General features: G+C 44.8%; 11 protein-coding genes. 8 read left to right on the forward strand and 3 right to left on the reverse strand.

From position 1 onward, the window contains the following. Positions 1–14: 14 nt before the first annotated feature. Positions 15–1,313 carry a peptidylprolyl isomerase gene (locus KFK88_RS03530; protein WP_223577274.1) on the reverse strand — a complete coding sequence of 433 codons (1,299 nt, stop codon included), beginning with the start codon at positions 1,311–1,313 and terminating at the stop codon, positions 15–17. A 1-nt stretch (position 1,314) separates the two neighbouring features. Then, complete coding sequence (gene lptD / locus KFK88_RS03535; protein ID WP_223577275.1) at positions 1,315–3,684, reverse strand: LPS assembly protein LptD; 2,370 nt, start codon at positions 3,682–3,684, stop codon at positions 1,315–1,317. Between the two features lie 132 nt (positions 3,685–3,816). On the opposite strand from lptD, the gene KFK88_RS03540 reads away from it, so the two are divergent. From KFK88_RS03540 to KFK88_RS03570, 7 genes are all read left to right on the forward strand, one after another. Further along, positions 3,817–4,857 (forward strand): aminoglycoside phosphotransferase family protein, encoded by a 1,041-nt coding sequence (locus KFK88_RS03540; protein ID WP_223577276.1) that lies wholly within the window; start codon positions 3,817–3,819, stop codon positions 4,855–4,857. Continuing rightward, positions 4,854–5,552: an N-acetylmuramate alpha-1-phosphate uridylyltransferase MurU gene (murU, locus tag KFK88_RS03545; RefSeq protein ID WP_223577277.1), complete on the forward strand. Its 699-nt coding sequence runs from the start codon at positions 4,854–4,856 to the stop codon at positions 5,550–5,552. The genes KFK88_RS03540 and murU overlap by 4 nt, the downstream gene beginning before the upstream one ends. A 29-nt stretch (positions 5,553–5,581) precedes the next feature. Next, a complete protein-coding gene (djlA, locus tag KFK88_RS03550) occupies positions 5,582–6,409 on the forward strand; it encodes a co-chaperone DjlA (RefSeq protein WP_223577278.1) in 828 nt (275 codons plus the stop codon). Between the two features lie 179 nt (positions 6,410–6,588). Beyond that, entirely contained in the window at positions 6,589–7,221 is a 633-nt protein-coding gene (locus KFK88_RS03555; RefSeq protein WP_223577279.1) for a dUTP diphosphatase, read from the forward strand. A gap of 17 nt (positions 7,222–7,238) precedes the next feature. Continuing rightward, positions 7,239–7,511: a hypothetical protein gene (locus KFK88_RS03560; protein WP_223577280.1), complete on the forward strand. Its 273-nt coding sequence runs from the start codon at positions 7,239–7,241 to the stop codon at positions 7,509–7,511. Between the two features lies 1 nt (position 7,512). Then, the gene (locus tag KFK88_RS03565; protein WP_223577281.1) at positions 7,513–8,262 is read left to right on the forward strand and encodes an SIR2 family NAD-dependent protein deacylase; all 750 of its coding nucleotides are present in this window, start codon (positions 7,513–7,515) and stop codon (positions 8,260–8,262) included. Positions 8,263–8,325: 63 nt separating this feature from the next. Continuing rightward, a complete protein-coding gene (locus KFK88_RS03570) occupies positions 8,326–8,616 on the forward strand; it encodes a GIY-YIG nuclease family protein (protein ID WP_223577282.1) in 291 nt (96 codons plus the stop codon). Between the two features lie 104 nt (positions 8,617–8,720). Here the strand turns inward: KFK88_RS03570 and KFK88_RS03575 are convergent, their stop codons facing one another. Then, positions 8,721–9,827 carry a phosphoribosylaminoimidazolesuccinocarboxamide synthase gene (locus KFK88_RS03575; protein WP_223577283.1) on the reverse strand — a complete coding sequence of 369 codons (1,107 nt, stop codon included), beginning with the start codon at positions 9,825–9,827 and terminating at the stop codon, positions 8,721–8,723. A gap of 267 nt (positions 9,828–10,094) precedes the next feature. Between KFK88_RS03575 and acnA the strand changes: the two genes are divergently transcribed. Next, positions 10,095–12,806, forward strand: coding sequence for an aconitate hydratase AcnA (gene acnA / locus KFK88_RS03580; RefSeq protein ID WP_223577665.1), 2,712 nt, complete (start codon positions 10,095–10,097; stop codon positions 12,804–12,806).

Below are 12,806 nucleotides of genomic sequence, written 5' to 3' on the forward strand. Positions count from 1 at the left end.
TTAGGTCAGTGCGACTAGGCTTCTTCTTCTACGACCTTCTTAACATAAGCTTCGTCACGAATTTCTCGAATCCAGTTCTCGACTTCTTCCGAGAACTTACGCTGACGCAAAATTTTAGCTGCTTGTTGGCGCTTCATGTCTTCTGATTGGTCATCTTGACGCTTACCAGTCAGCTGAACAATATGCCAACCAAAGCTACTTTGGAAAGGCTGACTGATTTCGTTAACTTCCAAGCTACTCAAAGTGTCTTCAAAAGCAGGATCAAAGGCACCAACATTATTCCAACCCAGCTCACCGCCTAGGTTGGCAGACCCTGGATCATCGGAATGTTTTTTGGCCAAATTGCCAAACTCAGCTTTTCCTGCCAAGACTTCTTCGCGGATGTGGTTGAGTAACTCAATAGCGTCTTGTTCCGTGGTGATAGCATCCGGTCTCACCAATATGTGGCGAGATTTAGTTTGTTGCACCACATGCTCAAGATCACCACGCTTGTCGTAAAGCTTTAAAATATGGAATCCAGCAGGGCTTCGAATCGGTGTTGAGACTTTTCCTCTCTCTAGGTAATACACTGGAGTTCTAAATAGTTCAGGAAGGCTTTGTTCCGTATTCCAACCAAAGTCGCCTCCAGATGCTGCTTCAGAGCCGTCTGAGTGTTTTTGCGCCATCTCAGCGAAATCAGCGCCTTGTTTTAGCTGATTGGCTATATCTAGTGCTTTTGACTTTGCTGTTTCGACCTCTGAATCGCTAGCGCCTTCGTCAACCGCAACTAAGATGTGGCCTAATTGATATTCAACTTGGCTTTTGGCGTTCATTGCTTTCACAAGAGAGTCGATTTCTTTTTCGCTAATTTTTATACGACGGGCTACATAAGCATCACGAAAGCGTGAGGTAACAATTTCTTTGCGTAAATCGTTGAGGAATAACTCCCAAGCCATGCCTTTGGTTTGTATTTCTAAACGAAACTCTTCAAGTGACATATTGTTCTGTTGCGCTACGCGGTTGGCGAACTGTTGCAGTTCTGCAGGTTGCACCTGCATACCAGCACGACTTGCCATCTGATACTGTAGGCTTTGAATAATCAGCTGCTCAAGTAGCTCTTTCTTTAACACGCTATCTGGGGGCAGCTGACCACCACGAGCTTGGATTTGATCTTTTGCTTGAAGGATTTTGCGATCAAGCTCACTTTGTAAGATCACATCTTGATCAACATGTGCAATGACTTTATCGATCGTTTCTGCACTGTGTGCTGTTTGAGCTGTTAGTGCAACCGAGGCGACTAACAAACAAGCCGAAATCAAATGTTTCAATGTCATACTATTTGCCTAATAAATCTTCGTATCCGTAAATACTTTCTTCTAAGAATTCAGTGGTGCTGCCACGTAAGCTTCCCACGCCTTTGAGCACAAACTGGATATAGACGCCTGAGCTGTGCTCATCTGGTTGGTTAGGAACCAAACCACCTTGACTATCCAGCTGAATATTAATGTAGCGTCTTGCGACTACTCGAACGGCCCAACAACAGGACTCATACTCTAGACCAAGGAACGCATCGTTAGTTCGATTTTCCGTAAGATCTTGGTTATAGCGACCGAGAAGACGCCAATCTTGGGACATTGGCCAAGCAAATGCAAGCTCGGCTTCTTCTTGCGTACGAGCAGGGGTCTTGCGATAGCGGTGACCTAAATTGATGATGTGGTTGGTTTTGGGCTCATAGTGAAGGTTAACCAAGCCATGAGTGGTTTCATTGGTTTGATCGTCCCACTCGATAGCGGATTTAACTTCAATATTGTCTGTCCAGCGCCAATTTACCTCGGCCAATAAGCCTGATTGCTTGTTGGTTTCGACGGGCATGTCTAATAATGTGACTTTGCGGTCTTTCAAATACACGGTTCGGCCAATGGAGACAGAAGCTTTCTCACGGCCTTCTTCATCAAGAAAACGGCTGGTAATCGCACCGCTTACTTGGTTGGCGTCGCCAATACGGTCTATACCGCTAAAACGGTTGCGACTGAACAGTTGGGTGAAGTTAAAGGTTGGCAGACTGGTGTCATAAATCCCAATATTTTGCTGATCTTCGTATGGGGTGAACAGGTAAAACACTCGTGGCTCAAGTGTTTGGGTCATATCGCCGTCATCAAAGTTCAGTGTACGCTCGAAAAATAGCCCTGTGTCAATCGAAAGCGTTGGTAAACTGCGATCTATCGTTTGGTCAACACCTGCAATATCCGTTTGCTCATACTGAGTGTAAGCAAAACTAAGCTCAGGGCGGAAAAAACTATACAGAGTTTCATGGCTCCAGCCGATTGACGGTTCAACATGATAGCGATCGGCCGTAACCGCATTATCTTTATCAAACCGCGTGAGTTCAGTGTGGATTTTGGCTTCAAAATCATTCTCATTAGGTTCAAAATAACGAGTTAATTGAACTTTTGGCGCGATGGTGTAGCGCTCGACAGGACTGTTGAGTAGCTGCCAGTCCTGATACTCAGTGCGCATCAACCATTCATTAGTTAGATACTGTACGTAAAGGTTCTGACCTAAGATGTCTTGGTTACTGTCTTGAATACTACCACCAAAGTCTTGGAAAAAACCGTCATCACTGACTTGGCGAGCGGCGATACCGGTTGTCCAGTGCTCGCTGAGCTGTGTGAAGTGATTTACATCATATTGCCAACGCTCTTCGGGCAAGTTCTCGGGGTTGGTCTCGGTCGCCGCTTTGTCGTTGGGTAAGTATTCAAAGAACAGCTCACCACTATTCTGATGAGTAAGATAGCGGAATTCGCTACCTAACATCGCACCGCGTGATGTCATGTAACGAGGCGTTAATGTTAAGTCATAATTGGGCGCTAAATTAAAGTAATACGGGATACTGACATCACGACCATTTCGATTGGAATTACTAAACGATGGCGGGAGCAATCCAGTCTTACGGCGATCATCAACAGGGAACGTAATGTAGGGCAAGTAAAATACAGGGATATCGGCGACTTTGACGACGCTATTGTATGCTTCGCCCCACCCACTGGCTCTATCGATAACAATTTCTTCGGACTCGAAGACCCAGCTTTTCTGGTCTTCAGGACAGGTTGAGAAATCCGTGTTCGAGAGCGTTAATACTTGCTTATTGTCAACTCGAATGACCTCTGCCTCACCGTTAGCATTATTGCTGTAGAGGTGGTAGCGGGTGTCTTGTATTTTTGTGGAGCCTTCCAAAGAAAAGTAATCTAGGCTTTCTGCGCCTACCACGAAGTTTTGGTTGGTAAACAGTAAGTCACCTTCCGCGCGATAAGATTTATCGCGATTGTTAGCCGTTAGGCGATCAGCGGTTAATTGTTGCTGATCTTGAGATACTTGGACATTCCCCGTAAGGTAGGCCATGTCGCCTTCGCGAGAGGCCGTGTCAGAATATATCTTGATGGGCTCATTTGGATCGCTTAGGTCAGCCTGATAGCGAATAGGCTCAACGTTCTCGCTGGGACAGGTTTTAAACTCAGGGAACTGATAAAGTTCTACGGAGTCATTGGAAGACGTTGCTTGCTGAGAATCAACATCTTGCTGAATGTCTTCTGACGCTTCTACGCCTTGAGGCTGCGCAGCTAAAGTTGGCATCGCAATGCCCATCAGCGAAGTACTGATTGCGGATGCTAAAAAAGATTTTACCCAACGGACTTTGTTGCTTACCATGTACTTTTCGTGTTTTTCTATGGGTTGGTCACAAAATAAACAGCCCGTTGATTCAAGGGCTTACGATTTGTAACTGTGATCAGTTATAAAGTCCTAATGATAAACGCTTACGACACAGATTGAAAATTAATAATGACAAAAGATAGCCGACAGTTAGCGCTAAAAGAGTGGTCACGACATCAAATTGAGCAGTTAGATACTCATCATGAGGTCTCTGATTCAGACTTGCGATGGGACATTGTCTCTGGAGACGCTAGTTTCCGCCGCTATTTTAGGTGGACGCAAAACGGTGGCGATAGTTGGATAGCGGTTGACGCGCCACCAGAACACGAGAATAGCCAGCAGTTTGTCAAAGTAGCCAATATGTTAGAAGAGGTCAATGCACCTCGGGTATTAGCGAAAGATTTTGAGCAGGGTTTTATGTTGCTGAGTGACCTCGGGGATCAGCTGTATTTGCCTCTATTGCAAAAAGCACAGAAAAACAGTGATTTTGAATTGGTTGATAACCTATACCGCCGTGCAATTGATAGCTTAGAAAGCATGCAGGAAATTACGGCAAGTGATTTGCCCGATTATGATCAGACATTATTACGAGCAGAGATGGAGTTGTTCCGCGACTGGTTTTTGCAAAAGCATTTAGAGATGGAGCTTAATTCAGTCGAACACCGTTTATTAGACACGACATTTGATCACTTGATCAAAAGTGCCCAAACACAGCCTCAAGTCTTTGTTCATCGAGACTATCACTCTAGAAACATTATGGACTGCAATGGCACTGACGAGCCTGGTATTATTGATTTCCAGGATGCTGTGAGAGGACCGTTAACTTATGATTTATTATCCTTGTTACGTGATTGCTATATCCAGTGGTCGCCTGAGCAGGTTGATTCATGGGTCGATTATTATTTAGAAAAGTCTCCAGCGGTTCTAGAAAAAGAGCAGTTTATTCAATGGTTTGACTGGATGGGCTTACAACGCCATATCAAAGTGGCGGGTATTTTTTGTCGCTTAAACTATCGTGACGGTAAGGCTGATTACTTGAAAGATATCCCTTTAACCCTCACTTATGTGCTTCAGCAAGCAGAAAAATACCCTGAAATGTCTGAGTTTTATCACTGGCTCAAACAGAAAGTCATTCCGGCTTTTGAGCAAAAGCAAGGCGTCACCCTGTGAAAGCCATGATTTTAGCGGCAGGCCGCGGCGAGCGAATGCGTCCACTGACCGACAGACATCCTAAGCCATTGTTAAAGGTGGATGGCAAGGCCTTGATCGAGTGGCATATAGAGGCGCTCAAAGAGGCTGGTATTAAAGACATCTTGATCAATACCTCTTGGCTGGGTGACCAAATTCCAGAGTACTTAGGTGATGGCGCTTACTGGGGTGTTGAGCTGACCTTTTCGCATGAGCCTAAAGCGCTAGAAACAGCGGGCGGTATTCGTAAAGCCTTGGAATTTTTTGATGGCGAACCTTTTATTGTGGTCAACGGCGATGTTTGGACGGATTTTAGCTATAAAGGTTTGCTGAAACAGCCATCAAAGTTAGCTCATATCGTGATGGTGCCAAATCCTGACCATAATCCTGAAGGTGATTTTCATTTAAGGGATGACGGGCTAGTGATCGCAGAAGGTGATAGTAAATACACATTCTCAGGGGTTGGTGTTTATCGTCCTGAGGTTTTTGAGGATTTGCCGGGAGACGAAGCTTATCCTTTAGCGCCAGTGTTGAAAGAGTTGATGGTAGAGGCTGAAGTGACTGGAGAATTGTTTAATGGGCGCTGGCACGATATCGGTACGCCAGAAAGGCTTGAAGCATTGAATTTAAGTTTCCAGCGACGAATTAAAACCATCGAGTACGATGGAAAACTATAGTATTAAATTAAGAACGGTAAATTAAACGAATGAGTTGGTTTGGAAAAGTAATCGGTGGTGTTCTGGGTTTTTCGCTGGGTGGTGGGCCACTTGGTGCGATTATTGGCGCTGTTTTGGGGCATCAACTGGATAAGAAAAGTGATGATTTTCAGGAGCGTTATGCGCCAGGTGATCAGGAGCGAGTGCAAGCTGCTTTTTTCACGGCTACTTTTTCGGTTATGGGGCATATTGCTAAAGCAGACGGTACCGTTACGCAGAACGAAATTCGCCATGCTGAAAATGTGATGCAACGAATGGGCTTGGATCAAGATGCCCGGAAGTTTGCGATTGATTTATTTCAACAAGGTAAAGCCAATGACTTTAACTTAGAGGCTGTGCTTAGACAGTTTAAGCAAGAGTGTCAGCGACGTAGGAACCTGATGCAAATGTTTCTCGAAGTTCAAATCACAATGGCGCTAGCTGACGGTACGATTCACGAGCACGAACGAGCGATTTTGCATCGAGTCGGAAAGCATTTAGGCTTTGCAGGCTTCATGATCGATCAGCTGATCAAAATGGTTCAAGCGCAACAAGGTTTCCATCGGTATTCACAGCAAGGACAGGGCGGAAATCATGGCGGTACCTATCAGCAGCCACCTGATGCACCGAGCGTTGACCAAGCCTATCAAGTGCTCGGTGTGAAAAGTTCTGATGATGAAAAAACGGTTAAGCGAGCTTATCGTCGCCTTATGTCGCAACATCACCCTGATAAGCTCGTGGCAAAAGGTCTGCCAGAAGAGATGATTAAGATGGCTACGGAGAAAACGCAGGAGATTAAGTCTGCGTATGAGTTGATTAAAAAAAGTAAGGGATGGTAAAACTACTGCGCTTGAAATTGCTTTGTTAAAAAAGTTATTTAATCAGCTTATTTACTAGAGTAAACGCGCCTCTTAAACTAACTTTTTTGCCTCGCACTTTCTTCGCTCGTGACGTTTTACGAGCGTAATAAAATGATTATTGATTAGCATTAAAAAAACTTAAAAGTATAGAGAGTAGAATGAATAAAGAATTGATGGTAAAACAAATCGCGGTGATGCTGGAAATGCAGCACGCGATGAACACAAAAGTTCATGAAAAATGGTTTGACCAAAATTATGAGTGGTATCGCGCAATTTGGATCGAGTGTGCTGAAATGTTAGAGCATCATGGTTGGAAGTGGTGGAAGCATCAGAAGCCTGACGTTGAGCAAGTAAAAATGGAGCTGGTGGATATTTTTCACTTTGGCTTGAGCTCACGCATTGATGGCGAGCTTTCCTTCGATGAAATCGCGGAAGAGCTCGCGGGCGAAATGTTGGAGCCAGTGATTAAGGATGACTTCAAGCAAACGTTAGAGGTTTTGGCTGGCCAAGCTGTAATGTATCAACACTTTGATGGTGCGAGTTTTGCCGGTTGCATGGGGCAAATCGAGATGCCTTTCGAAGAGTTATTCAAAAGTTATGTTGGCAAAAATACGCTTAACTTTTTCCGCCAAGATAACGGTTATAAAGACGGTACTTACATCAAAGAGTGGAACGGTCTTGAAGACAACGAAGTATTGGTTGAGCTTTTGGAAAAGCTTGACCCAACTCAAGAAGACTTTAAAAACCAAGTGTATAAAGGTTTGGCTGATCGATACTCAATCTTAAAGTAATTAGAATTGGAGAAACTATGTCTGAAGGTACTCATAAAGTTGTAATAAAGGGATATGGAGATTTAGACAAAGGGAAGTATTATATTGAACATGCAGTAGCTGAGCTGTTTGGAATTGATGATAAGGTTGCTAAGAAACTGCTCGAAGTGTCTGCAGAAGAGCCACGAATAGTAAAGAAGAATGTGGATTCTCAAACTGCGGAACGCTACCTAAAAGCGTTAAAAGAAACTGGTGCTAAAGGCGAGGTTGTTGATACGCGCTTTGACTTTAGCGGCCTTTCATTAGAGTAGTTTGCCGCAGGATATGGAGATTGACCCCGAAGTTTTAAGTATTATTCAACGCGCTAAGCGCGTGACCATTCTAACTGGCGCTGGAGTCTCTGCGGAATCTGGCGTTGCGACTTTTAGATCCTACAAAGAAGAAACCAAAGAAAGCCTGTGGAGCCAATACGATCCACAAAAGATGGCAAGCATTGAAGGCTTCTTAAAAAATCCAAACCGCGTCTGGCAATGGTATCAATGGCGTCGTAGTGAACTTAAAAGTAAAAAGCCTAACGATGCCCACAAAGCCATAGCTAAGTGGCAACAATCTAAAGATCAACGTGTTACGTTAATTACGCAAAACGTTGACGGCTTACATCAAGCCGGAGGCTCCAAAGACGTTATCGAACTTCACGGCAATATCTGGAGTAATCACTGCCTGCAATGTCGCGCAGAATATAAAGGAAATACTGATGGAGTCGAAGATGTTATCGAATGTCCAAAGTGTGGTGGACAAGTTCGACCCTCCGTTGTCTGGTTCGGCGAAGCCTTACCCGAAAAAGCGTGGCGCGACGCTGAAAGCGCCTCTTACTCCTGCGACGTCTTTTTATCCGTCGGAACCTCTAGCCAAGTCTATCCAGCCGCTGGCCTCGCCGCTCTCGCCAAAAGCCAAGGTGCGACAGTGATAGAAGTAAATCCAGAGCCGACAGAGAGTTCGGTGGTGGATTATTTTATCGTTGGAAGGGCGGGCGAAGTTCTTATTAATATCCTCAACACTTAACGTCATCCCGCGGTTTAATCGCGGGATCCAGAGTCTTTGTTAAAATAAGCATAAAGGATTGTGATGGAAAAGGAATTTTACGTTTATATCATGGCGAGTAAAAGAAATGGAACGTTATATATCGGCGTAACTTCTGACTTGATACAGCGAGTTTGGCAACACAAGTCTGATGAGATTGAAGGGTTTACTAGTAGATATAAGCTTCATGACTTAGTTTATTATGAAAAACATGAAAGTTCTTACACTGCTATCCAAAGAGAGAAACGCTTAAAGGACTGGCGTAGAAAGTGGAAGCTAGAGTTGATTGAGTCGCTAAATCCTGAATGGAAAGATTTATATCAAGGTATTGTTTGACTGGATTCCGTGGTCAAGCCACGGAATGACGAGTGTTATAGTTTAAACACCAAAATTTAACGTCATCCCGCGATTTAATCGCGGGATCCAGTGTCTATAAAAATTTAATCCACCAACTTAAACTGGTCTTTTAAGATCTCTGTGATTTCTGCTTTAGGATTATCTGACAATTCAATCTTTTCGCCAGTGATCTTTTCAGCAATATCCGTGTAGGTTTTTGACAGGTTCATTAAAGCTTCTGTTGGTAGGTCGTTATCACGAGCCAGTGCTTTGCGTTCGTCCATGCGGTCTTTGTTTAACAGAATGTCTGAGTCTTCAAAGTGGTTCAGTAGGAACTGGCGGAAGCCTTCTTTTGAGTTTTCTACGACTTTACCCTGTTCACGGAATGCTGGGCCATCCCAAATACGTGATGAGTCTGGTGTGCCGACTTCGTCCATATAAATTAGCTTTTCGTTTCCGTCTTTGCCTCTGACGTAACCAAACTCAAACTTGGTATCAACAAACATTTGATCAAGCTTGGCCAATTCGTCGCTGATTAAGTCAAAACCTTCTTTCAGTAGCTTTTCGTACAAGTCGATATCGTCTTTATTGCGGAACGAGAAAGCTTCATAGTTATCTTCGATGTTTTGTCGAGTGACGTTGACGTCGTCAGCTTCTGGGACACCTGGGATACCCTTTAAAATGCCTTTGGTTGACGGGGTAATTAGCAGCTCATCAAGCTTTTGGTCTTTTTCTAGATCATCAGGAAGGCGGATACCGCAAAACTCACGTTCTCCTTTTTCGTAAGCACGCCACATGGAACCTGTGATGTATTGGCGAGCAATCGCTTCAATCTTAACTGGCTTAGCTTTTTGCACAATCCACACAAACGGGTGCGGGATCTCAAGGATGTGGCTGTCGGCTAGGCCATTTTCGCGGAAAAGCTTAAACCAATGGTTGGAGATAGCGTTTAAGGCAGCGCCTTTGCCTGGTACACCGTTCATGCCGCCTTCGCCGTGCCAGATTGCGTCAAACGCTGATATGCGGTCACTGATAACCATAATCGCTAATGGCGTGTCTGCAACCACGTCATAGCCGCGCTCTTTGATCAAGCGTGCACTATCTTCTTCGGTTAACCAGTAAACAGAGCGGACTTTACCGCTGTGAACCGGTTGGTTCGTACGGATCGGGAGATCGTCATTAACAGCTAAAACTTTATCAGCAAGGCTCATGGATGTGACCTATTGTGTTATGCAGTTAAATTCAAAGGTTTACGGCGTTGTACTTACACCAACTGAATACAAAATACAGCTGCGCAATGATATCAGAATTTAAGAAATTCTCCATGTATTCAGGCACTTTGAAGTAATTTTACAGGATCTTAACGGTCTAAGTTTTAAGTTATTGATTATCTGATGTATAGTGAAGAGTAGCGTGAAAACAGTTTAATTCATTGATTTTATTGTTTTAAAAACATATTAATCCAAAGGGAGCCCATGATGAGCGACAAGGTTATTGATTGTAAGAAATCTTTATCGGTTGGCGGCAAAGATTTCGACATTTGGAGCCTAAAAGATCTAGAGGCACAAGGCCACGGCATTAAGAAAATGCCTTTTTCCATTCGTATTTTGTTGGAGAATGCACTGAGAAACCATGATGGACTGGGTGTTACTAGCGATCATGTGGACACTTTGTTGCAGTGGAAGCCGAATCCTGAGAAGAAAGAGGTTCCGTATAAGCCTGCACGTGTTTTGATGCAGGACTTTACTGGCGTACCGGCGGTTGTTGATCTGGCGTCTGTGCGTGCCGAAGCAGCCAAGCATGGCGTCGAAGGCTCAAAGGTTAACCCACTCATTCCTGTGGACTTAGTGATTGATCACTCGGTGCAAGTGGATTTTTACGGAGATAAGGATTCGCTGGAAAAGAATATCCAAATTGAGTACGAGCGTAACGAAGAGCGTTATCAGTTCCTAAAGTGGGCGCAGACCGCATTTAACAATTTTACAGTGGTCCCGCCTGGCATGGGGATTTGTCACCAAGTTAACCTAGAATATTTGGCACAGGGCGTGGTTGAGCGCGATGGAGCTTTGTTCCCAGATACATTAGTCGGTACAGATTCACACACGCCAATGGTCAACGGTATTGGTGTTGTGGGTTGGGGCGTTGGCGGTATCGAAGCCGAGGCTGCGATTCTTGGTCAACCGATCTTTTTTATTATGCCAGAAGTCGTGGGTTTAAAACTGACGGGCAAATTACCTCTTGGTACGACGGCGACGGATATGGTGCTAACGATTACCGAGCTACTGCGTAAGCATGGCGTTGTTGGCAAGTTTGTTGAAGTCTTTGGCGAAGGTTTGGACCATTTAACAGTGACAGACCGTGCGACGATTTCAAACATGTCACCTGAGTTTGGCTGTACCGTGACTTACTTCCCGATTGATGATCGTACTCTGGACTACATGCGCGATACCAACCGTAGCGAAGAAACGATTGAGCGTGTTGAAGCTTACACCAAAAATAATATGTTGTGGCGCGAGAACGAGAGCGACATCGAATACAGCAGTGTGGTTGAGTTAGATTTAAGCACTGTTGTTCCTACGGCGTCTGGTCCAAAACGTCCACAAGACAAAATTGCGATTAGCAATTTAAAAGCTCAGTTCAAGTCTTTGATGGAGCTAAACTACAGCCGTGGTTATCAGCCGCTTGAAGATCGTAGCCCAGCGGACAACGACAATGGCCTACTGAAAACGATCAAAGTTGACGATAAAGATAGCGACCAAGATTACGAGCTACACGATGGCTCGATTTCGATCGCGGCAATTACCTCTTGTACCAATACGTCGAACCCAAGTGTGATGTTGGGTGCGGGTCTCGTGGCGAAGAAAGCGAATGAGCTGGGTTTAAGAGTGAAGCCTTGGGTTAAAACATCACTGGCTCCAGGTTCAAAAGTGGTCACGGATTACCTTGAGAATTCAGGACTTTTGGATGATCTTGAGGCGTTGGACTTCTTCTTAGTCGGTTACGGCTGTACGTCCTGTATTGGTAATTCAGGGCCACTACCGGATGCGGTGGGTAAAGCCGTAAAAGAAAATGACTTGGTGGTGGCGTCTGTATTATCAGGTAACCGTAACTTTGAAGCGCGTGTTCACCCTGATGTGAAGATGAACTTCTTGATGTCGCCTATGTTGGTGGTGGTTTATGCACTGGCGGGTCGTGTCGATATTGATTTTGACAGCGAGCCAGTAGCGCATACACCGGATGGAAAGCCTGTATTCTTCAAAGACTTGTGGCCAAGTAATGAGGAAATCGAGGAGATCATGAACAAGGTTCTAACGCCTGCTGATTTCGCGAAAAACTATGGCAAGATTTTTGACGGCGACCAGCAGTGGCGCGATATGAAAGTGTCGACTGATAAAGTGTATAAGTGGGACGACTCATCGACTTATATCAAACAAGCACCTTTCTTCCAAGGCTTGAAGCCAGAGGTTGAGCAGCCAAGAGACATCGAAGGCGCCAACGTTTTATTAAAACTGGGTGACTCGATTACGACCGACCATATTTCACCTGCGGGTGGCTTCGCAGAAGATAGTCCGGCAGGTAAATACCTAAAAGGACGTGGCATTGAACCTCGTATGTTCAACTCGTACGGTTCGCGTCGTGGTAATGATGAAGTCATGGTGCGCGGTACTTTCGCTAATGTTCGGATTAAAAACCAGTTGGTGGATAAAGAAGGTGGTTACACTCGACACATCCCAACCGGCGACACGATGACCGTATTCGATGCATCGCAAAAGTATCAAGCCGACAAGACGCCGCTGATTGTGTTAGCAGGCAAAGAGTACGGTAGTGGTTCGTCGCGAGACTGGGCTGCTAAAGGTACTACGTTGCTGGGTATCAAAGCGGTTATCGCTGAAAGTTACGAACGTATTCACCGCAGTAACTTGGTAGGTATGGGCGTGTTACCGTTAGAGTTTGTTGATGGCGAAGATGCCGAGACGTTAGGTTTAAGTGGTGACGAGAGCTTCACCATTAAGGGTATTTCGGACGGTCTTGAGGTGAGCCAAACTCTCGAGGTGGAAGCCAAAAGTAGCGATGGTAAAACCAAGACTTTTAAAGCGTTGTCTCGCTTAGACTCTAAGGTTGAGCTCGAATACTACAAAAATGGTGGTATTTTGCACTACGTATTACGTAACTTCATCAACCAAGATTAG

Origin of the sequence: Kangiella taiwanensis, assembly GCF_020005165.1 — a bacterium.
GTDB classification, from domain to species: domain Bacteria; phylum Pseudomonadota; class Gammaproteobacteria; order Enterobacterales; family Kangiellaceae; genus Kangiella; species Kangiella taiwanensis.

What these genes read in the sequence shown, in the direction of transcription:
- KFK88_RS03530 (WP_223577274.1), bottom strand. Translation starts at nt 1,313, where the DNA reads ATGACATTGAAACATTTGATTTCGGCTTGTTTGTTAGTCGCCTCGGTT.
- KFK88_RS03540 (WP_223577276.1), top strand. Translation starts at nt 3,817, where the DNA reads ATGACAAAAGATAGCCGACAGTTAGCGCTAAAAGAGTGGTCACGACAT.
- djlA (WP_223577278.1), top strand. Translation starts at nt 5,582, where the DNA reads ATGAGTTGGTTTGGAAAAGTAATCGGTGGTGTTCTGGGTTTTTCGCTG.
- KFK88_RS03570 (WP_223577282.1), top strand. Translation starts at nt 8,326, where the DNA reads ATGGAAAAGGAATTTTACGTTTATATCATGGCGAGTAAAAGAAATGGA.
- acnA (WP_223577665.1), top strand. Translation starts at nt 10,095, where the DNA reads ATGAGCGACAAGGTTATTGATTGTAAGAAATCTTTATCGGTTGGCGGC.
- KFK88_RS03555 (WP_223577279.1), top strand. Translation starts at nt 6,589, where the DNA reads ATGAATAAAGAATTGATGGTAAAACAAATCGCGGTGATGCTGGAAATG.
- KFK88_RS03560 (WP_223577280.1), top strand. Translation starts at nt 7,239, where the DNA reads ATGTCTGAAGGTACTCATAAAGTTGTAATAAAGGGATATGGAGATTTA.
- lptD (WP_223577275.1), bottom strand. Translation starts at nt 3,684, where the DNA reads ATGGTAAGCAACAAAGTCCGTTGGGTAAAATCTTTTTTAGCATCCGCA.
- KFK88_RS03575 (WP_223577283.1), bottom strand. Translation starts at nt 9,827, where the DNA reads ATGAGCCTTGCTGATAAAGTTTTAGCTGTTAATGACGATCTCCCGATC.